Source organism: Maritimibacter sp., from assembly GCF_016774595.1.
Classification (GTDB): domain Bacteria; phylum Pseudomonadota; class Alphaproteobacteria; order Rhodobacterales; family Rhodobacteraceae; genus Maritimibacter; species Maritimibacter alkaliphilus.
The window spans coordinates 1,283,207-1,305,199 of the sequence record NZ_JACBWT010000001.1 but is presented as its reverse complement, the minus strand read 5'-3'; the positions used below and the strand labels follow the sequence as shown (position 1 = coordinate 1,305,199).

Below are 21,993 nucleotides of genomic sequence, written 5' to 3'. Positions count from 1 at the left end.
AAACGCGCGTGTCCGGTATGGTCCGGGCGCGCGTAAACCATTTTGTCAGGTGAAGCCATGACGGACCAAAGCCCCAACGACCAGTTCCATGCCTCTTCGTTCATGCAGGGACACAACGCCGAGTATCTTGAACAGCTCTATGCCAAATACGCCAACGACCCGAATGCGGTCGACGAGGCATGGCAGGCGTTCTTTCGCGAGCTTGGCGATGACGAGGTGTCGGTCAAACGCGAGGCGCAGGGGCCGTCGTGGATGCGCGCCGACTGGCCGCCGCAGCCCAGCGACGACCTGACCCACGCGCTTGACGGTCAATGGCCCGCCGAGCCGGAAAAAGCGCCAAAAGACCTTGCGAAGAAAATCGCGGACGAGGCGTCGAACCGCGAAATCGAGATTTCCGAGGATGCGATCAAACGCGCCGTGCTCGACTCGGTCCGCGCGCTGATGATTATCCGGGCCTACCGGATCAGGGGTCACCTTGCCGCCGACATTGACCCGCTGGGGATGCGCGACACCTCGGGCCATGCCGAGCTTGACCCGAAATCCTATGGCTTCACCGAGGCCGACATGGATCGCCCGATCTTCCTCGACAATGTGCTCGGGCTCGAAGTCGCCTCGATGCGCCAGATCATCGACATCGTGCGCGCCACCTACTGCGGCACCTTCGCGCTGCAATACATGCACATCTCGAACCCGGAAGAAGCCGGTTGGCTCAAGGAACGGATCGAAGGCTACGGCAAGGAAATCCGCTTCACCCGCGAAGGACGCCGCGCGATCCTGAACAAGCTGGTCGAGGCCGAAGGTTTCGAGAAATTCCTGCACGTCAAATACATGGGCACCAAGCGGTTCGGTCTGGACGGTGGCGAAGCCTTGATCCCGGCGATGGAGCAGATCATCAAGCGCGGCGGCAACCTCGGTGTCGAGGAAGTCGTCATCGGGATGCCTCACCGGGGTCGTCTGTCGGTGCTGGCCAACGTGATGTCCAAGCCTTACCGCGCGATCTTCAACGAGTTTCAGGGCGGCAGCTTCAAGCCCGAGGACGTGGACGGGTCGGGCGACGTGAAATACCACCTCGGCGCATCGAGCGACCGGGAGTTCGACGGCAACACCGTCCACCTGTCGCTGACCGCCAACCCCTCGCACCTCGAAGCGGTGAACCCGGTCGTGCTGGGCAAGGCCCGCGCAAAGGGCGACCAGCTGAAGGACCCCGAGCATCACAAGGTGATCCCGGTGCTTCTGCACGGGGACGCGGCCTTTGCCGGGCAAGGCGTGGTGGCCGAGTGTTTCCAGCTGTCGGGTATCCGTGGCCACCGCACCGGCGGCACCATCCACATCGTCGTGAACAACCAGATCGGTTTCACCACCGCACCCTCGTTCTCGCGCACCTCGCCCTATCCGACGGATATCGCGCTGATGGTGGAAGCCCCGATCTTCCACGTGAACGGGGACGATCCCGAGGCGGTGGTTCATGCCGCCAAGGTGGCGACCGAGTTCCGGCAGAAGTTCCACAAGGACGTGGTGATCGACATCTTCTGCTACCGCCGTTTCGGCCACAACGAGGGGGATGAACCGATGTTCACCAACCCCCTCATGTATAAAGAGATCAAGACCCACAAGACGACGCTGCAACTCTACACCGATCGTCTGGTGAAGGATGGCCTTATCCCCGAGGGCGAGATCGAGGATATGAAGGCCGCGTTCCAGGCCCACCTCAACGAAGAGTTCGAGACGGGCAAGGATTACAAGCCGAACAAGGCCGACTGGCTGGATGGGCGCTGGTCGCACCTCGACAAGCAGGGCGAGGATTATCAGCGCGGCGAAACCGCGATCTCCGAGGACACGTTCCAGGAGGTCGGGCGCGCGCTGACCACCGCGCCGGACGGCTTTACGCTGCACAAGACCGTGGGGCGTCTGCTCGACACCAAGGCCGAGATGTTCAAGTCCGGCAAAGGCTTCGACTGGGCCACGGCCGAGGCGCTGGCCTTCGGTTCGCTCTTGACCGAGGGCTACCCGGTGCGCCTTGCCGGGCAGGATTCCACGCGCGGCACGTTCTCGCAGCGTCACTCCGGTCTCATCAATCAGGACACCGAGGAACGCTATTACCCGTTGAACAACATCAAGTCGGGTCAGGCGCGCTACGAAGTCATCGACTCGATGCTTTCGGAATACGCGGTGCTCGGGTTCGAATACGGCTACTCGATGGCCGAGCCGAATGCGCTGACGCTGTGGGAGGCGCAGTTCGGCGACTTCGCCAACGGCGCGCAGATCATGTTCGACCAGTTCATCTCGTCGGGCGAGTCGAAGTGGCTGCGTATGTCCGGCCTCGTCTGCCTGCTGCCGCATGGCTACGAAGGGCAGGGGCCTGAACACTCCTCGGCCCGTCTTGAGCGGTTCCTGCAAATGTGCGGCGCCGACAACTGGATCGTCGCCAACTGCACGACGCCCGCGAACTACTTCCACATCCTGCGCCGTCAGCTTCACCGCTCCTACCGCAAGCCGCTGATCCTGATGACGCCGAAATCGCTTCTGCGGCACAAACATGCCGTGTCCGAAGCCGCCGATTTCATTTCCGGCTCGTCCTTCCACCGCGTGTTGTGGGACGATGCGGATGCGCAGAAGCGGACCGGCCACGCCGATATCGAGCTGAAGTCCGACGACAAGGTGCGCCGCGTCGTGATGTGCTCCGGCAAGGTCTATTACGACCTGCTCGAAGCCCGTGACGAGGCGGGGATCGACGACGTCTATATCCTGCGGGTCGAACAGTTCTATCCCTTCCCGGCGCTGTCGCTCGTCAAGGAAATGGAACGCTTCCCGAATGCCGACGTCGTGTGGTGTCAGGAAGAGCCCAAGAACCAGGGCGCGTGGACGTTCATGGAACCCAACATCGAATGGGTCCTGTCGCGCATCCGCGAAACCAACTACCGGCCCAAATACGCCGGCCGCGCCGCCTCGGCCTCGCCCGCGACGGGTCTGGCCAGCCAGCACAAAGCACAGCAAGCCGCGCTCGTTAATGACGCGCTGACCATCGAAGGATAAGATCATGAGCACCGAAGTCCGTGTTCCCACGCTGGGCGAAAGCGTGACCGAAGCCACCGTCGCGACGTGGTTCAAGAAACCCGGCGATGCCGTGCAAGCAGACGAGATGCTATGCGAGCTTGAAACCGACAAGGTGACGGTCGAAGTTCCGGCCCCCGCTGCCGGTACGCTGGGCGACATCGTCGCGAACGAGGGCGATACCGTGGGTGTCGACGCGCTTCTCGCCACGATCGAGGAAGGCGAGGGGGCCAAGCCCGCCAAGTCGGAAAAGAAAGACGCGCCGAAGGATGAAGCCAAATCCGAAGCCCCCGCTTCGGGTGGTGGCGACAGCGTCGACATCATGGTCCCCGCGCTGGGTGAATCGGTGTCCGAGGCGACCGTTTCGACGTGGTTCAAGAAAGTGGGCGACACTGTCGCGGCGGACGAGATGCTGTGTGAGCTTGAAACCGACAAGGTGTCGGTCGAAGTGCCCGCGCCCTCCGCTGGCACGATCACCGAAATCCTCGCGGACGAGGGTGAAACGGTTGCCGCCGGTGCCAAACTCGGCGTGATCTCGGCCTCGGGCGACGCCCCGGCCCCTGCGCCGAAGTCCGAAGCGCCGAAGAGCGATGAGGCAAAGTCGTCCTCCGGCAAGGACGTGGAAGACGCGCCGTCCGCCAAGAAGATGATGGCCGAGGCCGGGCTCAAATCCGATGACGTCAAGGGCACGGGCCGCGATGGCCGCGTGATGAAAGAGGACGTGCAGGCCGCGATTTCGGCCTCCAAGTCCGCCGCGTCCTCGCCCGCACCGGCCAGTGCCCCGCGCGCGCCCGTTTCGGCCGACGACGAGGCCCGCGAAGAGCGCGTGAAGATGACACGCCTGCGCCAGACCATCGCCCGCCGTCTGAAGGAAGCGCAGAACACCGCGGCCATGCTCACCACCTACAACGAGGTGGACATGACCGAGGTCATGGCGCTGCGCAACGAATACAAAGACCTGTTCTTCAAGAAGCACGGCATCAAGCTCGGCTTCATGTCCTTCTTCGTGAAGGCCTGCGCCCATGCGCTGAAAGAGGTGCCCGAGGTGAACGCCGAAATCGACGGCACCGACGTCATCTACAAGAACTACGTCCACATGGGCGTGGCCGTCGGCACGCCTACCGGGCTGGTCGTGCCGGTCGTGCGCGACGCCGATCAGATGTCGTTCCACGGGATCGAAGCCAAGATCAACGAGCTCGGCAAACGCGCCCGTGACGGCAAGCTGTCCATGGCCGAGATGCAGGGTGGATCGTTCACCATTTCGAACGGTGGCGTCTACGGCTCGCTCATGTCTTCGCCGATCCTGAACCCCCCGCAGTCGGGCATCCTCGGCATGCACAAAATTCAGGATCGTCCGATGGTCGTGAACGGCGAGATCAAGATCCGCCCGATGATGTACCTGGCGCTCTCCTACGACCACCGCATCGTCGACGGCAAAGGCGCCGTGACCTTCCTCGTCCGGGTGAAGGAAGCCCTCGAGGATCCGCGCCGTCTTCTGATGGATCTGTAAGGTGGGGTGGGTTGGCACCCACCCTACGGTCCCCTGTGGGACGGGTGGGGCGGGTGCAACCCACGCTGGCGCTTGGTCGGAGGCCGAATGAATGTCCATCGCGCTTTGGGGACTGGTCGGATTGGCGCTGCTGGTCCTCGTCTACGTCAGCACGGACAGCTTTCTTCTGAAAGGCAGCGTGGGCAACGCATGGACGGTCGGCGCGCGGGACAACCCGCCCGAGATCGGCCCCATTGCGGCGCGCGCCCATCGCGCGCTTTGGAACCTTCTCGAAACCGCCCCCGCCTTCCTCGCCGTCACGCTTGTCGCGGAACTCACGTCGCGGGGCGGGGCTTGGGTCGCGTGGGGCGTCGCGCTCTATCTTGGGGCGCGGGTCGCCTATCTGCCCGCCTATCTCTCGGGTCTGCCTTGGGTGCGCACGGCGTTCTGGCAGGTGGCCACGCTCGGCATCGTCCTCATCCTGATTGGAGTGCTGGTCGGATGATGTTTTCCGCGCCTGATCGCCAATCCGTGAACACCCGGCGGGGGGCCGTTGACGCCAAGACCCTTCCCGCGCGATATGGCCGCGCCCCGCTTCGGGGTGTTAACAAAGGCCCCAACATGCATATCCGCCGCGCCCTCCCGCTTCTCGCTCCCCTCGCGCTTGCCGCCTGCACCGTGCCCGCCCAGATCGATCAGGCGCCGGTGCCCTACACGGCGCTCAAACCTCTGAACGAGGTCGGCACGTCGTCGTTCAGCGTGCGGGTGATGAATGGCGCGAGCCGCATTCCGAAAGAGATGACAGGCATCCCCTGTACCTTCGGCGGCGACGGCTTCGTGTCGTCCTTCACCGCGCCCGCAATCGTGACCGCCCCGAACATGGGCGCGCGCACGCCAGCCGCCTCGGTCAAGTGTAGCTTCGAGGGCCGGACCCAGACCCGCGCGCTTCAGGCGCAGAACAAGACGCTGGGCGACATCACCGGAACGGTGTCGGCAGGCGCCAACGCGGGCGTGGTCGGCGTGCTCGTGGGCGGAGCCGTGGCCGCCGCCCAGACCGTCACCCGCGACAAGACCGCCGATGTCTGGGGCTACCCGGACGTGACCATCACCTTCGACTGAGGCCAGCATGACACCGGAACTCACCGTCCTCGCACTTGCCGCCCTGCTACAGGTCGTGCAGTTCGCCCTGATGGCGATTCCGGCGAACCTCGAGCTCGGTGTCGGCAAAACGGCGTCGCCCCGCGATACGTCCCGGCTGAAGACCCCGCTGGTCGAGCAGGTTTCGGACCGGACCGGTCGGCTCATGCGCGCCTTCACCAACCATTTCGAAGCGCTGATCCTCTTCACCATCGCGGTCGTGGTGGTGTCGGTGTCGGATCAGTCCACCGGCTTCACGGCGGCCTGCGCCTGGGTCTACCTCGGCGCGCGCGTCCTCTACATCCCGGCCTATGCCTTCGGCTGGGTGCCGTGGCGGTCGTTCATCTTTTTCGTCGGCCTCTTGGCGACGACGCTCATGATCCTCGCCGCGCTGTTCTGAGGCGGGGATGACAATCGTATGTACGGCATGTGCACATGATGTGTACGCGCGGTGCACAGCAAGAAACGGCCAAAGGAGGGACCTATGGCAGACTATGATGTGATCGTGATCGGCAGCGGGCCGGGGGGCTATGTCTGTGCGATCCGGTGCGCCCAACTGGGCCTCAAGACCGCCTGTGTCGAAGGGCGCGATACGCTCGGCGGCACCTGTCTGAACGTCGGCTGCATCCCGTCCAAGGCGCTTCTGCACGCGACCCATTCGCTGCACGAGGCCGAGCACAACTTCGCCACCATGGGTCTCAAGGGCAAATCGCCCTCGGTCGATTGGAAGCAGATGCTTGCCTACAAGGACGACGTGGTCGGCCAGAACACCAAGGGCATCGAATTCCTGTTCAAGAAGAACAAGGTCGACTGGCTCAAGGGCTGGGGCAAAATCTCGGGCAAAGGCGAGGTCACGGTCGGGGACGAGACCCACAAAGCCAAGAACATTGTGATCGCGACCGGGTCCGAGGCGTCGAGCCTGCCGGGTGTCGAGATCGATGAGAAGGTCGTCGTGACCTCCACCGGCGCGCTGGAGCTCGGCAAGATCCCGAAGAAACTGGTGGTGATCGGCGCAGGCGTCATCGGGCTTGAGATGGGGTCGGTCTACGCACGGCTCGGCTCCGAGGTTACGGTGGTGGAATACCTCGACACGATCACCCCCACGATGGACGCGGAGGTGTCCAAACAGTTCCAGAAGCTCTTGAAGAAGCAGAGGCTGGAGTTCGTTCTGGGGGCCGCCGTCCAGGGCGTCGAGGCCATGAAGACCAAGGCCAAGGTGACCTACAAGCTGAAGAAAGACGACAGCGAAGAGGTTCTGGACGCCGACGTGGTGCTCGTCGCCACCGGTCGCCGCGCCTTCACCGATGGGCTGGGCGCAGCCGAAGCGGGGGTCGAAATGACCGACCGCGGCGTCATCAAGACCGACCACTGGAAGACCAATGTCGACGGCATCTGGGCGATCGGCGACGTGACCTCCGGCCCGATGCTGGCGCATAAGGCCGAGGACGAAGGCATGGCGGTCGCCGAGTCGATCGCCGGTCAGGCGGGTCACGTGAATTATGACGTGATCCCCAGCGTGATCTACACGGTGCCGGAAGTGGCGGCTGTCGGGAAAACCGAGCAGGAGCTGAAGGATGAGGGGCGCGACTACAAGGTCGGCAAATTCTCGTTCATGGGCAATGCGCGCGCCAAAGCGGTGTTTCAGGGCGACGGCTTCGTGAAGATCCTGTCCGACAAGGCGACCGACCGGATCCTCGGTGTCCATATCATCGGACCCTCGGCGGGCGACCTGATCCACGAGGCCTGCGTGGCGATGGAATTCGGCGCGGCCGCCGAAGACCTCGCCCGGACCTGCCATGCTCACCCCACCTTCTCGGAAGCGGTGCGCGAGGCGGCGCTGGCCTGTGGCGACGGACCGATCCACATGTAAGAAGCATTGCGCCGCGGGCTATGCCCGCGTCGCGACGGCGCCTCGCTGCGCTCGGCTGGCGAAGACCTCGACAGATCGCGCGGAATGGCGATCGGGTAGGGGGGCTGTCTGCCCCCCTCGCCCTGCGGGCTCACCCCCCGAAGGTTTCCGGAAACAGAGAAGATGAACGGTCCACCCCCTGCTTATATGGCAGGGGGCTTCTCCGTTTACGGCCCTGGCTCCTCAGCTGGTGCCGCATTCCAAAGATAGCGCGTTAACCTTAATGAGTGGTAAACCCGCCCCTTCTCTGTTTCAAAAAACCTCGGGGGGCGTTGGCCAGCTTGCTGGCCGGCGCGGGGGCAGCGCCCCCTCTGACTTCGACGTCAGTGCGGTTTTGGAGGTCCGAAACGCAAACGCCGCGCCCGAAGGGCGCGGCGCGTCGCGACGGCGAAGCCGGCGCAATCCCTGTCAGACACCCGCGTCGACGATGGCGTCCGCAAGGATGTCGACGGTATCCTTGTTCAGCCCGGCGATGTTCATGCGGCTGTCGCCGACCATGTAGATGCCGTGCTTTTCCTTCATCGTCTCGACCTGTTCGGGGGTCGCACCCAAGCGCGAGAACATGCCGCGGTGTTCGGCGAGGAAACCGAAACGGTCGGAACCGGTGCGCGCCTGCAACGCCTCGGCGAGTTGCGTGCGCAGGCCGAGCATGGTGTTGCGAACCTCTTCCAGCTCCGTCTCCCATTCGGTGCGAAGCGCCGGATCGTCGAGGATCATCTGCACCACACGCGCGCCGTGGTCCGGCGGGAACGAGAAGTTCTGACGGTTCAGGTGCGTCAGGTTCTGCTGTGTGACGGCTTTCATCTTGTCGTCGGGCGACACCGCCATCAAAAGGCCCGTGCGTTCGCGATAGACCCCGAAGTTCTTGGAGCAACTCGCCGCGATCAGGCTTTCGGGCAGGGTCGAGGTGATGTGGCGCACGCCTAACGCGTCCGCTTCGAGCCCGTCACCGAAGCCTTGATAAGCGATGTCGATCAGCGGAAGCGCCTGTTTGGCGCCCAGAAGCTCGGTGACTTCCTTCCACTGTTCCATATTCAGATTGGCGCCAGTCGGGTTGTGGCAACAGCCGTGCAGGATCACCACGTCGCCTGCCGCCACATTGCCGAGGTCAGCCATCATGCCGGAGAAATCAACAGCGCGCGTGTCGTTGTCGAAATAGCGGTACGGCGTCATCTTCATCTTGAGATGCTTGATGATCGACAGGTGGTTGGGCCAGGTCGGGTCAGACACCCAGACGGTCGCATCGGGGTTCGCCATTTTCACAAGTTCCAGCGCCTGGTGAATTGCGCCCGTGCCGCCGGGCTGGGCGGCCGCGGCGAGGCGGCCCTCTTCGACCGCGCCGTTCAGCACCAGACCGGACAGCGCCTTGACGAAGGCCGGGTCGCCGCCGAGAGCGGTGTAGCTTTTGGTCGTCTCTTTTTCGAGCAGCTGTTTTTCCGCCGCTTTCACCGCGCGCATCACCGGGGTGTTTCCGGTGGGGTCCTTGTAGACTCCGACGCCGAGATCGACCTTGGTGTCGCGCGGGTCTTCGCGGTACTCGACCATGAGCGCCATGATCTTGTCTTGAGCTTGTGCGTTCAGATGTTCGAACATCTCTCTCTCCTTGTCAGCCCGAAGGGGCCGTTCGCATTCAGGCGTCGCCGGTGGCGATCTTGAGGTCGTTGTACATGCCCCATTCGGCCCACGACCCGTCATAGATCGCGTGGCGCGGGTGGCCGAGGCGGGCGAGCGCGAGGTCGATGATCGCCGCGGTCACGCCGGAGCCGCAGGACGAAATGACAGGTTTGGCGAGGTCCACGCCTGCCGCCTCGAACACGGCTTTCAGGCCGTCCTCATCCTTCATCGTTCCGTCCGCGTCCAACAGGTCGGTGAAGGGCACGTTGCGCGAATTGGGGATATGGCCCGAGCGGAGGCCTTCACGCGGCTCGGGCGCTTCGCCTTTGAACCGGGCGGCGGAGCGGGCATCGACGATCTGCCAGTCACCAAGTTTGGCGGCAGCCGCCACCTGCGTCACGTCCTTCACCATGTCGGCCTGACGGGACACGGTCATGTGGCGGTCGCGGATGACCGGCGGCATGTCTTCGGTCGGGCGGCCTTCGGCCAGCCATTTCGGCAGGCCACCGTCCAGCACGGCGACATCGGTCTTGCCCATCAGGCGAAAGGTCCACCAGACACGCGGGGCGGAAAAAATGCCGTTGGAATCATAGACCACGACCTGATGACCGTCGCCGATCCCCTTGGCGCGCATTCGCGACATGAATTTTTCGACCGGCGGGGCCATGTGGGGCAGGTCGGAGCGGGCATCGGAAATCTCGTCGATGTCGAAAAACCGCGCCCCCGGAATGTGCGCTTCGTCATATTCCGCCTGACCGTCGCGCCCGGCATCGGGCATGTGCCACGACGCGTCGATGATCCTGAGATCGGGATCGTTCAGGTGCTGGGCGAGCCAGTCGGTCGAGACCAGCGTTTTCGGATCGTCCTTGGCCATCGTGCTCCCCTCGTTCACGGGTCCGGTCTTGCCTAGCGCCGGGGGGGCGGACTGGCAAGGGGGACGGCGGGGGGCGACGTGGCGAAACGGCGTTATTTCGCGGGGGTGAGCAGCTTCAATGCGCCGTCGACCAGTGCGGCGGCGAAGGCGTCGTCGAGCGGCTGGTGACCTGCGAGCAGGCGGTAGAGGACGGGGCCGTAAATCATGTCGAGCGTGACTTCGATCCCGGCGGGCGGGGGGATCTCGCCCCTGTCGGCGGCGGTGGCGATCAGGCTGCGCCCCGCCTCGCGCGAGGACAGGATCACGCGGTTGCGGAAGGCACGGGTGAGTTCGCTGTCCGGATCGGCGGTGGCGAGCGCCATTGCGATCTGGCGGCCACGGGTCGTCGCGAAGGCGCGCACGAGGTCGGTGAGCTGGCGAGAGAGGGCGTGTTCCAGTGTCGCGCCCTGAGACTTGCTTTCAGGAAAACCCGCCATGAGCGCGGCCATCGCAAGCTCGGAAGCGTTGGCCCAGTGGCGATAGATCGTCGGCTTGCCAACACCGGAGCGGGCCGCGACCGCCTCGACTGACAAACGGCCGAAGCCCTGATCGAACAGGATCTCGCGCGCGGCGGCGAGCGCCTTGTCACGGGCGGCCTTGGAGGGTGGGCGACCGCGAGGTTTGGGGGTGTCTTGACTCATTTCATTACGATACGTAACGTAAATATGCGAGTCGGGCAAGGATGGACGGCCATGAAACTCATTCCCTATATCGTCTGCCGGGACGCGCCGGCGGCCATCGATTTCTACGTTGCTGCCTTTGGTGCGGTCGAGGATTTCCGGATGACCGAGCCGGGCTCCGGCAAGCTGGGCCATGCTGAGCTGGAGATCGGTGGCGCGCGGCTGATGCTCGCTGATGAATGGCCGGATTTCGGCGCGCTCTCGCCCGACAGTATCGGTGGCACGGCGGTCACGCTTTACCTTCAGGTCGAGGATGTGGATGCGGTCGTCGCACAGGCCGAACAGGCCGGCGCGATGGTGCTGCGCGCGCCAGCCGATCAGAGTTTCGGGGAACGCACGGCGACGGTGCAGGACCCGTTCGGGCACCGCTGGATGCTGGCCACGGTCAAGGAAGTGCTGACCGGGGAAGAAATGCAGAAGCGGTGGGAGGCGGAGGTCGGCTAGACCACCGCCTGAAAGACGAGCCCCGCAAGGATCGCGCCCAAGACGCCGAGGCCGAGGTAAAGCGCGAAGACACGCGGCTTCACCAGCGCCCAGACCGCAGCCATCGCCGGGATCGAACTGACCGCGCCCGCGACCATGAAGGACATGGCGGCCCCGGCGCTCATCCCCTGTTCCATGAGACCGGCGAGCAGGGCGGGCGCCACGTAGCTGTTGAGATAGGCGGGCATACCGACCAGCGCCGAGAGCGCGATGGGGCCAGCGCCCGTGCCGCCCACGACCGAGGCGATCATCTCGGCGGGCATGTAGGTGATGAGCAGGGCCTCCAGGATATAAGCCAGCACCAGCCATTTGGTGAGGAACACGAGGTTTTCCCATCCTTCGTGGCGGAAAGCCTCGCGGCGCGCGGGCTCGGTCCAGATGCGCCAGTGCGGGCGCCCGGTGGCCGGGTTCGCGCCGCAGCCGCATCCCTGTTTCGGGCGGGGTTTGGCGACGTTCGCCAGCAGACCCGCGCGTGAGAGCGCCATGGTCGCGAAGCCTCCGAATAGGCCGAGGCCGACGGCGGCGGTGGCTTTGCCGATGGCGAAGGGCCAGTCGAGTACCGCCGCGGTGATGAGGAGCGAGCCCGGGTCGATCAGGGGCGATGCGAGCCAGAAGGCCATGATCGCGGCGATGGGTGCCCCGAGCGCGATGAGGCCCGCGACGAAGGGAATGACCTCGCAGGAGCAGAACGGGGCGAGGCCGCCGAAGAGGGCGGCGAGGACGATGGCAGATGCCTCGCGCCCCTCGAAGGCGCGCCCGATCAGGGTTTCGGCACCGGAAGCCTTGAGATAGGCGACCAGAGCGACCGCCATGAGAATGAAGGGCAAGGTGCCTGCGAAGGCGCGGGCGGCATCGGTGCCGATTGTCGAAAGACGGGTTGGGTCGAGAACGGCGACCGTGACTAAGGCGAGGGCCGACGCCGTCCACGGGGATTTGAGGCGCTTCGCAATCTCGCCGACAGATGGCGCGCGCGGTGCTGTGCTGTCGGTCATGCCGCTTCTCCCCCGGTGCAGCCGCATGTGCCGTCGCAGCCGTCTTTGGCGCAGTCCGATCCGCAGGTATCGCTGGATTCGTCGGCGCAGCATTCCTCGACGATGTAGGCCGCTAGCGCACGCAATTGGTCGAAGCTCGCCCGGCTGATCGTCTCGCGCCCCTGCCGTTCCTGAAGGACGAGGCCGCCCGCGACGAGGAACTTGAGGTGATGGGCGAGGGTCGAGGGTGCGATTCCGGTCCGCTCCTGGATGCGGGCCATGTTGAGCCCGCTTTCACCGGCGCGCACGAGGGATTTCAGAACCGACAGGCGGGATTCCGATCCAATGGCAGAGAAACCGGCGGAGGCCGCTTCGGGGGTCATGACGATACCTTTCAACTAATAAACTAGATTTATAGTTGATTCGGTCCGTCTGTCCAGTCTGGTGCGGATTTGGCGTGCTTGGTGGGGTGAAGGCGGTGGTCTTGGTATGCACCAGAATCCTAGGATACTAGGATTCTAGTATCCTGAAATGCATAGATTTCAGCGAGTTACAGGCAGCTCACGCCTCCAGCGTTAACGAAGTTCTTAACTCGCTCAACCAGCAGCGCGTCTGAGCGCCCGCTCCAGCCCATCGCGAAAACGCGACCGATCCGCTTTGGAAAACGCCTTGCCACCACCCTGCCGGAACGGGTCCGCAGCCCGGAGGTCCGCCATGAGATCACGCGTGGCAAGCACCTGTCCGATGTTCGCGACCGTCAGCGCCTCGCCGTCATGCTTGACCACCTGTGCGCCTGCTTCGACGCATTTCGAGGCGAGCGGGATGTCCCCCGTCACCACCACATCGCCGGGCCCGGCGCGGTCTGCGATCCACTTGTCCGCTTCGTCCGGTCCGTCGGGCACGTAGATCACCTCGATCAGAGGGTTGGACGACGGGCGAAGACCGCCGTTACATACCAGCGCCAGCCGGACTTTGTGGCGTGTGGCCACAGCTTCCGCCTCGGCCTTGACCGGGCAGGCGTCGGCATCGACGTAGATCACCCGTAAAGCGCCTCGGCGTGGAAGGCGACATGCTCTTCCATGAAGCTCTGCACGAAGAAATACGAATGGTCGTAGCCCGGTTGCAGCCGCATGATCGCCTGCTGGCGCTTCTGCCCGACCTCCTGCATAAGCGTCTCCGGCATGAGTAGATCGATGAACTGATCCTTGGTGCCGGTGTCGACCAGCATCGGCCCGTCGAACCCGCGTTCGCGCATCAGGAACACGGCGTCATGCGCTTCCCACGCGTCCTGATCGTCGCCGAGATAAGCGGTGAGTTGTTTCTGCCCCCAGTCCGAGGCGGTCGGGTGGCAGATCGGTGCGAAGGCCGAAATCGAGCAGAACCGTTCCGGCAGGGTCATCCCGATAGTAAGCGCGCCATGGCCGCCCATCGAATGCCCGGTGATCGACTGGCGTTCGGGGTCGAGGGCGAAGTGGTTGAACAACAGCTCCGGCAGATCCTCGGTGATGTAGTCCCACATGCGGAAATGCTGCGACCACGGCGGTTCGGTGGCGTTGACGTAAAAGCCCGCGCCTTGCCCAAGGTCATAGGCTTCGTCGTCGGCCACACCCGGTCCGCGCGGCGACGTGTCGGGAAAGACGAGCGCGATCCCATGTTCGGCCGCCCAGCTTTGGGCACCGGCCTTTGTCATCGCGTTCTCATGCGTGCAGGTCAGGCCGGACAAATACCACAAGAGCGGCACCGGCCCTTCGCGGGCTTCCTCGGGCAGGAACAGCCCAAAGGTCATGTCCGTGCGCGTCGCGTTCGAGGCGTGGGTATAGACCCCCTGAACCCCGCCGAAGCAGGCGTTTTCAGACTGTATATGCACGGTTGACCCCTCCTTCGTTCACTGCGCCGACCTGAACATGAGGGGCGTGGAAGGGCAAGCGGTTGGTGATGTTTCAGGCGCGCCCGCCGCCGGACGACAGGACCGAAGGGTCGATCCCCAGCTTGCGCAGCGCGCGCGACCATTTGGACTCGTTGTCGCTGTCGAACACGATGGCCGCATCGGCATCCACCATCAGCCAGGCGTTTTCCTGCAACTCGCCCTCGAGCTGGCCCGGTCCCCACCCGGCATAGCCGAGCGCGGTCAGCGCCTTGTCCGGCCCGTCACCGTTCGCGATGTCGACAAGGATATCCTTGGTCGCCGTCATGCCGAAACCGCCGTCGACCGCGAGCGTGCCTGCGCTGCCCTCGTAGTCGCCGGAATGGAGGACGAAGCCGCGCCCGCCCTCGACCGGGCCGCCGAAATGAACGTGGATGCCGGCGCTTCCGGCACCGCGCCCGATCTCCAGTTGGTCGAGCACGTCGTCGAGCACGATATCGGGAACCGTCTTGTTCACGATCAGGCCCATCGCGCCTTCGTCCGAATAGGCGCACAGGAACACCACGCTCGATTCGAACCGGGGATCGCCCATGCCGGGCATCGCGACGAGCAGCTTGCCCGTCAGGTCGCTGAAATTCACAGGCGTCTTCATGTCTCAAAGATGGGCATGCGGGCCACAGGTTTGCAAGGGCTTCGCTCGGATCGCGGGGGACTGGCAGGAATGTGACTTTTGCTTCACGCGATGCTGGCTATATCGGATGCATGAAGTTGCGAACTGCCCCCCTTTTGCTCGCTTTGGCGATGCTGGCCACGCCTGTGTCGGCCGAGCCTGCGCCTGCGAACGTCACGCTCCTGCCCGGCTGGCGCATGGAGAACGGTCATCACATGGCTGCGATCCGCGTCGATCTGTCGGATGGGTGGAAGACCTACTGGCGCGCACCGGGCGAGGGCGGCATCCCGCCTGAAATCGACTGGTCGCAGTCGTCGAACGTGGCCGGAGTCACGTTTCATTGGCCGGTGCCGGAAGTGATCCGACGCGACGGGATGACGACGATCGGATACGAGGACGAACTCGTGCTGCCGGTCGAACTCGTTCCCGCGCGCGGCGGCGAAGCCATTCATATCGACGCCGACGTGCTGGTCGGCATCTGCGAGGAAATCTGCGTGCCGCTCGAGACCGGCTTCGATTCGGTCCTGCCAGCCGACCTGACCGCGCCCGATCCCGTGATCGAACGCGCGTTGGCGGCCCGGCCGGACACGGCCGCCGAAGCGGGGGTGTCCGCCGCCAGTTGCACGCGCGAGGAGCTTTCCGACGGTGTGCGCCTGACCGCTCAGATCGACATGCCGTCGCTGGGTGGCGATGAACTGGTGGTCATGGAGGCCGCGAACCCGGCGATCTGGGTGTCGGAAGCCGTGGCCACGCGCGAAGCCGAAGGTGCGCTCATGGCGCATGCGGATTTCGTGCCGCCGAACGCACGACCCTTCGACATCGAGGGCGACGAGGTGCGACTGACGGTCATCGGGGCGGGTCGCGCCGTGGATATTCCCGGCTGCGATCTGTCAGAGTGACTTCGGCCTGACGATAAGGGCCGTTACATAGGCCCCGACCGCGACCAGCGCGGCCCCCAGAACGAAAAGACCCGTCGCCGCGCCGATCGTCCCGGTCCCGCCGGGCATCGTTCCGGTGATCAGCACCCATCCCATCGTCGCCACGAACAGCGCAGCGATAAGACTGGCCGACACCGCCATGATCCGCATGACCCAAGGCGCACGGTGCCCGATGGCAAGACCGTGGCGCAGCGCGTTCATCTGCCGCCGGACGTCTTCTTGCATGGCGAGGATCGCGGGCACGACGAGCAGGACGAGGAAGAAGCCGAAGCCCAGCCCATAGACGAGCGTGACGACCGTGGGTTTCAGGAACTGCGCCTGTTGCGAGCTTTCGAACAAGAGCGGCAGCAGGCCCAGCACCGTGGTCGCGGTCGTCAGGAACACCGGGCGCAAACGGTCGGCCACCGCGTCGACTATAGCCGGGCGAATGCCGCGTTCGGCAGCGTATTCATCGACGGTCGACACCAGCACGATGGAATCGTTGATGATGATCCCGACCATGCCGATCAGCCCCACGACCGAGAACATCGACAGCGGAATGTTCCAGGCATGGTGGCCATATATCGCGCCGATCAGGCCGAAGGGGATGATCGCCATGACGACGAGCGGACGTGTCCAGCTTGAAAAGATCCACGCCAAAACGATGTAGATGCCGACAAGGCACAGGACGAGGCCGACCATGGCGTCGGAGAGGAACTGATCCTCCTGCTCGCTCAGGCCGGACAGGCGGTATTCGACGCCGTAGTCCTCGGCGATGGTGGGCAGGATGGTCTGCTCCATCGCAAGCTGAATTTCGGCGGCCCGGTCGGCGTCGCCTTCGTCCATGTCCCCCGTCACCTCGACCACGCGCAGGCCGTTCTCGCGGTTGACGCTTGCGAACCCGGTGCGGGAGGTGACGCGCACGATGTCCGAGAGGTTCACGTAGTTCCCCGCATCGGTGCGAAGCTGCGACTTTTCGAGGAAGGCGAGGGAAAGCTCTTCCTCCGGCAGTTCGACCCGGATCGCGGCGGAGCGCATTCCGTCGGGATAGGTCGCAGCCTCGATCCCAGACAGGCGATTGCGCAGCACTTGCCCGACATCGTCGATGGCGAAGCCCAAAGCCTGCCCCTGCGGGGTCAGTTCCAGAACCAGTTCTTCCTTGTCGTAGGCGAGGCTGTCTTCCAGTGCCGATATTTCCGGGAAATCGCCAAGCGCGGTCTTGAGTGCTTCGGCAGCGGCTTTCAGAAGCTCGTTGTCGGCCCCCATGAGTTGAATATCGATGGCATCCCCGCCCGGCCCGAACCGGCCGCCGCGGAACGAGAATTCTTCGAGCAGCGGGTGCTGCGGCACCGCGTCCTGCACGATCGAGACGAATTCGAACGAGGAATAGGGGCGAAGATCGGCGTCGATCAGTTCGATGGTGATCGCGCCCAGAAGGTCTTCGTCCTTGTCCTCGGCGCTGGCAAGGCCACGGCCCGACGAGCCGCCGATTTCGGCGAGGACATAGGTGATCGGATTGCGCCCGTGCTCCTCTTCAAGCCGTTGTCCGGTCGCGTCGACCGAGGCCTGAAGCTGGCGCAAGAACCTGAGCGTATCCTCGCGCGATGCGCCGTTCACCATCGCGAAGCTGCCGGTCACGGTGCCCTGCTCGGGGGCGTTGAAAAAGCGGAACGGCACGTCGCCCCGGATGAACAGCCCGGCCTGCGTGGCAAGCAGCAGAACGCCCCCCGCAAAGACCGCGTATCGCGCGGTGACGACCCATGTCATGAGCGGACGGAACAGCGTCTCGCGGAACCAGCGGAACCCCTTGTTCACCTGACGGGACGGCCAGTCATACCAGTGTTCCTTCGCCGCATGGGCGAGTGCGTGCGACATATGGTTGGGCAGGATCAGGAAGCATTCGACGAGCGAGGCGGTGAGGACCGCGATCACGGTGAAGGGCACGTCCGCGATGAATTCACCGAACCGGCCCTCGATCATGGTCAGCCCGAAAAAGGCGATGATCGTCGTCAGGGTCGACGAAAACACGGGCGAGAACATGCGCCGCGCCGCGTTCTCGGCGGCTTCGACCGGGGCCTCGCCCCGCCGTCGCGCCCGGAAATCGGCGTGCTCGCCCACCACGATGGCGTCGTCCACGACGATCCCCAGCGTGATGATGAGCGCGAAGAGCGAGATCATGTTGATGGTCAGCCCGAACATATACATGATCGCGACCGCAGCCAGCATGGACACCGGAATACCCGCCGCGACCCAAAGCGCCGTGCGCGCGTTCAGGAACAGAAACAGCGTGATGAGAACGAGGACGAGGCCCATCGCCCCGTTTTCCATCAGGATATTGAGGCGTCCGGTGATAAGCTCGGCCCGTGTGCGCACAAGGTCGATGGACACGCCCTGCGGCAGCGTCGTCATCATCCGTTCTGCGACCTGTTCGACCGTGCGCTGGATGCCGATGGCGTCGCCCGCAGCGTTGCGGTCGACCCGCACGGTCACGGCGGGGTTGTCGCCCACGAAAAAGGTGCGGGCGCGGTCCACGCCCTCCACCCGAACCGTGGCCACGTCGCCGACGGTCAGCGTCGCGCCGTCCAGTTCCGAGCGCAGCACGATGGCCTCGATCTCGTCCGCCGAACGCTTTTCGACGCCTGCCCGGATGCGTGCCGCGCCCGACGCCACGTTGCCCGCCGGGCTCGCCTCGGCCTCGCCCGCGATGGCCTGGGCGATCTGCGCCATGGTCACGTCGTAGCGGACAAGATCGGCGGTCTTGACCTCGACCACCGTCTGCGGGGCGACGACGCCCTGAATGGTGGTGCGCGTCACACCCTCTTGAAACAACCGTGCGACCATTTCGTCCGAGAACCGGGCAAGCTGGTCGATGCCCACGGGTCCGGTGATGACCACATCCGTCACCCGGTCGCGCCAGCCGCCGCCCGAGACGTTCGGGTCTTCGGCGGCGTCGGGCAGGTTCGAGACGCTGTCGACGGCGGCCTGAACGTCGTCCAGTGCCTGCGCCATGTTCCAGCCGGGTTCGAACTCCAGCCGGATATAGGCGGACCCTTCGCGGGCACGTGACGAGCTTTCGTCCACGCCGTCGATGGCCAGAAGCGTGGGTTCGAGCACCTGAATGATGCCCGCGTCCACGTCTTCGGCGCCGGCACCGCTCCACGTCACCGTCACGCGGATGTCGTCGACGACGACGTCGGGAAAGAACTGCGCGCGCATGTTGGGCATCGCGGCAAGGCCCGCAACCATGAGCAGCACGAAGAGCAGGTTCGCCACCGTGGCGTGGCGGGTGAAGTAGGACAGGATGCCCCCGGCGTTGACGCGACCCGCCATGGATCAGCCCCCCATCCGGCTTTCGATGCGCTCGATCATGTTCGCGGGCACTTCGGGCTGGCGCAGCTGGGCGAGGATGCGATCCTTGATCTCGGGCGGCATCATCTGGTTGCCTTCGACGAACGAGATCAGACGCGACCGGCGTTCTTCGTCGAGCGTGACCATCGCCGGCGCGGCCGGCACCCCTTCGGCGCCTTCCGCGTTTTCGTCCACCCGTTGCGGATTCACGCGGATGCCGGCGCCAAGGGTCGGGGTGCGTTCCTCGACCACTTCCCGGCCTTCCAGATCGCCGATATCGATCAGCACCGTGTCGCCCTGACGGCGGGCGACGGTGACCGACACCTCCTGAAGCCTGTCCTCTTCGCCCAGCACCAGAACCGTGCCGGACGATGACAGAGCGGTCGCGGGAATTTCGGCCACCCCTTCCAGTTCCGGCTCCCGAATTGTGACGGTCACGAAATCGCCGGGCCGAAACCCGGTCGCGCGGGCAAGCGTCGCGAAGATCAGGCGGCCGGTCTGGCCGTCGCCGACAGCCGCGCTTTCGCGGGCGATCGTGCCGGTGGTGACGAGGTCGAGGTCGTTCAGGTCGAGACTTACGACGACTTCCGCCGGGACGAGGTTGCCCTCGCTGTCGATGAGGCGGGTGTATTGCGCGGTCGACAGGCGGAAACTGACCTCCAGCGCGTCCGGGTCGACCAGCGTCGCGATCTGTTCGTTCGCGGTGACGAGCCGACCTTCGAGCGCCGCCACATCGGCCAAGGCGCCCGAGAAGTCGGCGCGGATGGTCGCCTCGTTCAGCCGCCGCTCGGCCTCCTTCAAAGCGATGGTGGATCGGTCGAGCGCGATCTTGGCCGACGAAACGCGGGCGCGGGCAGCGTTGATGTTCGAGCGGGCCGAGAGCACCGCCTGTTCCGCCGAGCTTTCGGCCAGTCGCGCGGTTTCGAGATCGGCCGCGAGACCCACGCCGCGGTCGAGCAGGTCCTGCTGGCGGGTAGCGGCGGTCTGCCGCAGTTCGTACTGGCGCTGGGCGCTGGCAAGGTCGTCCTGTTCGAGGATCAGCGCGGCCTCGGCATCCGACACTTCCGCCTCGGCATCCGCCATGTCGGCGCGGGCCAGCGCCACGGCGTCTTCGAGGTCCGACGGGTCGATCCGCACGAGCATCTGTCCGCTCTGGACCCGCCCGCCTTCGACGAAATTCTCGCCCAGTTCCACAACGGTGCCCGCGGTGCGCGCACGGATTTCCAACGTGCGGCGCGAAACGACCTCGCCGAAGGCTTCGAGAACGGGTGAAACGGTCTGGCTTTGAACCGGCACGAGCGCCACGGAATAGACCCGCTCGCGCGCTGGCATCGAGCCGGACGTGCGCGCCATGCGCGTTTCAACGGCATCGCGCACGATATAGGCGGCCAGCCCCAATCCGGCGACGGTCAACGCGGCAAGAAACAACCCTGTCAGGGAACGGCGGAGAAAGCGCATGTGGCGTCCCGTTTCAAATCAGACAATTCACCTTGCCCGCACCCAATGCCGCTGGCAATCGGGCACGGCTGACAAGGCCGTTACGATTTCAAACGGCCGTCGGCTTCATTTCCGTCGCTTGTGTTCGTCGAGACGCGGAAAAATCTCGACGAAGTTGCAGGGCGCGTGGCGATAGTCGAGCTGATAGGCGAGGATATCGTCCCAAGCGTCCTTGCAGGCCCCGGTCGAGCCGGGCAGCGCGAACAGGTAGGTGCCGTTCGCCACGCCACCCGTGGCACGGCTTTGCACCGCAGATGTGCCGATCTTCTGCATCGAGACCATCGTGAACACGGTCGCGAAGGCTTCGATCTCTTTCTCGTAGACGTCGCGATGCGCCTCGACCGTCACGTCGCGACCCGTAAGCCCCGTGCCGCCGGTCGAGAGGATCACGTCGATCTCGGGGTTGGCGCACCAGTCGCGGAGCTTGGTCGCGATGACTTCGCGCTCGTCCTTCACGATGATGCGATCGGCAAGCACATGGCCCGCCGCTTCGATCCGACCCACCAGAGTGTCGCCGGAGCGGTCATCTTCGACTGTGCGGGTGTCGGAGACGGTCATGACCGCGATGCGGACCGGAATGAACTCTTTCGACGTGTCGATGCGGCTCATGTCTTGGCCCTCAGCTTGGCTTGGATGTCGAGAAGGTCCGCCCAGGCCTCGCGTTTGGAGATCGGGTTTCTGAGCAAATAGGACGGGTGGAACATCGGAAGCGCCGGTTTGCCCAGCACCTCGGTCCACGTGCCGCGCAGCTTGGTGATCCCCTGACGGTCCAGAAGCGCGGTCAGGGCGATGTTGCCCATCGGGATGATGATGTCGGGGTCGGCCAGTTCGATGTGACGCAGAAGGAACGGCGTGAACATCGCGATCTCTTCCGGCGTCGGGTTGCGGTTGCCCGGTGGGCGGTAGGGCACGACATTGGTGATGTAGAGCGCGTTTTGCGCGTCGGGCGTCGTGCGGTTCAGACCGATGGCCGCGAACATCTGATCGAGGAGCCGCCCTGCGGGGCCGACAAAGGGCTTGCCTTCACGGTCCTCCTCCGCCCCCGGTCCTTCGCCCACGATCATCACGCGGGCGTCCGGGTTGCCGTCGGAAAACACGAAGGACCGCGCACCTTTCTTGAGCGGCGAACCATCGTAGGCCTGCATCGCTTCGGCCAGCGCCTCGAGACTGCCGGCGCCAGCGGCGTGTTCCTTGGCGACCGCCACCCAATCTGTGCGGGGCACCTCGCGCAGCGGGGTCGGGCCTTCGGGCGCGGGGGCAGGCGCTGCGGGTGTTTTTGGTGGCTCCGGCTTCAGCTCGTAGCGGTCGATCGGCGCCTCGGCGACCGCATCGGTCACCCCAAGCTCGACATACCATTCGAGCAGTGCTTTCGCCTGATGCCAGTCCAGAGCCGATTCCATGCCGGTGAACCTAAGCCCCGGCGCGAGGGCCGTCCATGGCGCTCGCGCCG

Annotated in this window: 20 protein-coding genes; 8 read left to right on the top strand and 12 right to left on the bottom strand. The window is 64.8% G+C overall.

Annotation, left to right across the window (positions count from 1 at the left end):
* Positions 1–57: 57 nt before the first annotated feature.
* From HOY44_RS06570 to lpdA, 6 genes are all read left to right on the top strand, one after another.
* A complete protein-coding gene (locus HOY44_RS06570) occupies positions 58–3,033 on the top strand; it encodes a 2-oxoglutarate dehydrogenase E1 component (RefSeq protein ID WP_138421856.1) in 2,976 nt (991 codons plus the stop codon).
* Positions 3,034–3,037: 4 nt separating this feature from the next.
* Positions 3,038–4,561: a 2-oxoglutarate dehydrogenase complex dihydrolipoyllysine-residue succinyltransferase gene (gene odhB / locus HOY44_RS06565; RefSeq protein ID WP_287433785.1), complete on the top strand. Its 1,524-nt coding sequence runs from the start codon at positions 3,038–3,040 to the stop codon at positions 4,559–4,561.
* A gap of 91 nt (positions 4,562–4,652) precedes the next feature.
* Positions 4,653–5,045 carry an MAPEG family protein gene (locus tag HOY44_RS06560; RefSeq protein ID WP_008333921.1) on the top strand — a complete coding sequence of 131 codons (393 nt, stop codon included), beginning with the start codon at positions 4,653–4,655 and terminating at the stop codon, positions 5,043–5,045.
* Between the two features lie 116 nt (positions 5,046–5,161).
* Positions 5,162–5,659, top strand: a complete 498-nt coding sequence (locus tag HOY44_RS06555) for a hypothetical protein (protein ID WP_040885127.1) — start codon at positions 5,162–5,164, stop codon at positions 5,657–5,659.
* Positions 5,660–5,666: 7 nt separating this feature from the next.
* Complete coding sequence (locus HOY44_RS06550) at positions 5,667–6,077, top strand: MAPEG family protein (protein ID WP_008333925.1); 411 nt, start codon at positions 5,667–5,669, stop codon at positions 6,075–6,077.
* Positions 6,078–6,161: 84 nt separating this feature from the next.
* On the top strand, positions 6,162–7,547 hold the full coding sequence (gene lpdA, locus HOY44_RS06545) for a dihydrolipoyl dehydrogenase (protein ID WP_287433782.1): 1,386 nt from the start codon (positions 6,162–6,164) through the stop codon (positions 7,545–7,547).
* Between the two features lie 447 nt (positions 7,548–7,994).
* Here lpdA and HOY44_RS06540 read toward each other — a convergent pair whose 3' ends face one another.
* The 3 genes from HOY44_RS06540 to HOY44_RS06530 form a co-directional block, all read right to left on the bottom strand.
* Positions 7,995–9,179, bottom strand: a complete 1,185-nt coding sequence (locus tag HOY44_RS06540) for an amino acid aminotransferase (RefSeq protein WP_008333928.1) — start codon at positions 9,177–9,179, stop codon at positions 7,995–7,997.
* Between the two features lie 37 nt (positions 9,180–9,216).
* A complete protein-coding gene (sseA, locus tag HOY44_RS06535) occupies positions 9,217–10,074 on the bottom strand; it encodes a 3-mercaptopyruvate sulfurtransferase (RefSeq protein WP_040885129.1) in 858 nt (285 codons plus the stop codon).
* A 92-nt stretch (positions 10,075–10,166) separates the two neighbouring features.
* Entirely contained in the window at positions 10,167–10,754 is a 588-nt protein-coding gene (locus HOY44_RS06530; RefSeq protein ID WP_287433780.1) for a TetR/AcrR family transcriptional regulator, read from the bottom strand.
* Between the two features lie 51 nt (positions 10,755–10,805).
* Between HOY44_RS06530 and HOY44_RS06525 the strand changes: the two genes are divergently transcribed.
* Positions 10,806–11,237: a VOC family protein gene (locus HOY44_RS06525; protein ID WP_287433777.1), complete on the top strand. Its 432-nt coding sequence runs from the start codon at positions 10,806–10,808 to the stop codon at positions 11,235–11,237.
* Here the strand turns inward: HOY44_RS06525 and HOY44_RS06520 are convergent.
* From HOY44_RS06520 to HOY44_RS06500, 5 genes are all read right to left on the bottom strand, one after another.
* Complete coding sequence (locus HOY44_RS06520) at positions 11,234–12,268, bottom strand: permease (protein WP_287433776.1); 1,035 nt, start codon at positions 12,266–12,268, stop codon at positions 11,234–11,236. The genes HOY44_RS06525 and HOY44_RS06520 overlap by 4 nt on opposite strands.
* A complete protein-coding gene (locus HOY44_RS06515) occupies positions 12,265–12,630 on the bottom strand; it encodes an ArsR/SmtB family transcription factor (protein ID WP_287433774.1) in 366 nt (121 codons plus the stop codon). The genes HOY44_RS06520 and HOY44_RS06515 overlap by 4 nt, the downstream gene beginning before the upstream one ends.
* Before the next feature lie 213 nt (positions 12,631–12,843).
* Complete coding sequence (locus tag HOY44_RS06510) at positions 12,844–13,287, bottom strand: YaiI/YqxD family protein (protein ID WP_008333947.1); 444 nt, start codon at positions 13,285–13,287, stop codon at positions 12,844–12,846.
* On the bottom strand, positions 13,284–14,114 hold the full coding sequence (gene fghA, locus HOY44_RS06505; protein ID WP_287433769.1) for an S-formylglutathione hydrolase: 831 nt from the start codon (positions 14,112–14,114) through the stop codon (positions 13,284–13,286). The genes HOY44_RS06510 and fghA overlap by 4 nt, the downstream gene beginning before the upstream one ends.
* A gap of 73 nt (positions 14,115–14,187) precedes the next feature.
* Positions 14,188–14,763 (bottom strand): YqgE/AlgH family protein, encoded by a 576-nt coding sequence (locus HOY44_RS06500; protein ID WP_008333950.1) that lies wholly within the window; start codon positions 14,761–14,763, stop codon positions 14,188–14,190.
* Positions 14,764–14,879: 116 nt separating this feature from the next.
* Between HOY44_RS06500 and HOY44_RS06495 the strand changes: the two genes are divergently transcribed.
* On the top strand, positions 14,880–15,680 hold the full coding sequence (locus HOY44_RS06495) for a protein-disulfide reductase DsbD domain-containing protein (RefSeq protein WP_287433767.1): 801 nt from the start codon (positions 14,880–14,882) through the stop codon (positions 15,678–15,680).
* Here HOY44_RS06495 and HOY44_RS06490 read toward each other — a convergent pair.
* From HOY44_RS06490 to HOY44_RS06475, 4 genes are all read right to left on the bottom strand, one after another.
* On the bottom strand, positions 15,672–19,028 hold the full coding sequence (locus HOY44_RS06490) for an efflux RND transporter permease subunit (protein ID WP_287433765.1): 3,357 nt from the start codon (positions 19,026–19,028) through the stop codon (positions 15,672–15,674). The two genes, HOY44_RS06495 and HOY44_RS06490, sit on opposite strands and share 9 nt — an antisense overlap.
* 3 nt (positions 19,029–19,031) lie before the next feature.
* Entirely contained in the window at positions 19,032–20,504 is a 1,473-nt protein-coding gene (locus tag HOY44_RS06485) for an efflux RND transporter periplasmic adaptor subunit (RefSeq protein WP_287433764.1), read from the bottom strand.
* Positions 20,505–20,609: 105 nt separating this feature from the next.
* Positions 20,610–21,152, bottom strand: coding sequence for a molybdenum cofactor biosynthesis protein B (gene moaB, locus HOY44_RS06480; RefSeq protein ID WP_287433763.1), 543 nt, complete (start codon positions 21,150–21,152; stop codon positions 20,610–20,612).
* Positions 21,149–21,943 carry a uracil-DNA glycosylase gene (locus tag HOY44_RS06475; protein WP_287433762.1) on the bottom strand — a complete coding sequence of 265 codons (795 nt, stop codon included), beginning with the start codon at positions 21,941–21,943 and terminating at the stop codon, positions 21,149–21,151. Before HOY44_RS06475 ends, moaB begins: the two co-directional genes overlap by 4 nt.
* Between the last annotated feature and the right edge of the window lie 50 nt (positions 21,944–21,993).

Bases quoted from the DNA above. Each gene is read 5' to 3' on its own strand.
- HOY44_RS06570 (WP_138421856.1), top strand. From the start codon at position 58: ATGACGGACCAAAGCCCCAACGACCAGTTCCATGCCTCTTCGTTCATG.
- odhB (WP_287433785.1), top strand. From the start codon at position 3,038: ATGAGCACCGAAGTCCGTGTTCCCACGCTGGGCGAAAGCGTGACCGAA.
- HOY44_RS06560 (WP_008333921.1), top strand. From the start codon at position 4,653: ATGTCCATCGCGCTTTGGGGACTGGTCGGATTGGCGCTGCTGGTCCTC.
- HOY44_RS06555 (WP_040885127.1), top strand. From the start codon at position 5,162: ATGCATATCCGCCGCGCCCTCCCGCTTCTCGCTCCCCTCGCGCTTGCC.
- HOY44_RS06550 (WP_008333925.1), top strand. From the start codon at position 5,667: ATGACACCGGAACTCACCGTCCTCGCACTTGCCGCCCTGCTACAGGTC.
- lpdA (WP_287433782.1), top strand. From the start codon at position 6,162: ATGGCAGACTATGATGTGATCGTGATCGGCAGCGGGCCGGGGGGCTAT.
- HOY44_RS06540 (WP_008333928.1), bottom strand. From the start codon at position 9,179: ATGTTCGAACATCTGAACGCACAAGCTCAAGACAAGATCATGGCGCTC.
- sseA (WP_040885129.1), bottom strand. From the start codon at position 10,074: ATGGCCAAGGACGATCCGAAAACGCTGGTCTCGACCGACTGGCTCGCC.
- HOY44_RS06530 (WP_287433780.1), bottom strand. From the start codon at position 10,754: ATGAGTCAAGACACCCCCAAACCTCGCGGTCGCCCACCCTCCAAGGCC.
- HOY44_RS06525 (WP_287433777.1), top strand. From the start codon at position 10,806: ATGAAACTCATTCCCTATATCGTCTGCCGGGACGCGCCGGCGGCCATC.
- HOY44_RS06520 (WP_287433776.1), bottom strand. From the start codon at position 12,268: ATGACCGACAGCACAGCACCGCGCGCGCCATCTGTCGGCGAGATTGCG.
- HOY44_RS06515 (WP_287433774.1), bottom strand. From the start codon at position 12,630: ATGACCCCCGAAGCGGCCTCCGCCGGTTTCTCTGCCATTGGATCGGAA.
- HOY44_RS06500 (WP_008333950.1), bottom strand. From the start codon at position 14,763: ATGAAGACGCCTGTGAATTTCAGCGACCTGACGGGCAAGCTGCTCGTC.
- HOY44_RS06490 (WP_287433765.1), bottom strand. From the start codon at position 19,028: ATGGCGGGTCGCGTCAACGCCGGGGGCATCCTGTCCTACTTCACCCGC.
- HOY44_RS06485 (WP_287433764.1), bottom strand. From the start codon at position 20,504: ATGCGCTTTCTCCGCCGTTCCCTGACAGGGTTGTTTCTTGCCGCGTTG.
- moaB (WP_287433763.1), bottom strand. From the start codon at position 21,152: ATGAGCCGCATCGACACGTCGAAAGAGTTCATTCCGGTCCGCATCGCG.
- HOY44_RS06475 (WP_287433762.1), bottom strand. From the start codon at position 21,943: ATGGAATCGGCTCTGGACTGGCATCAGGCGAAAGCACTGCTCGAATGG.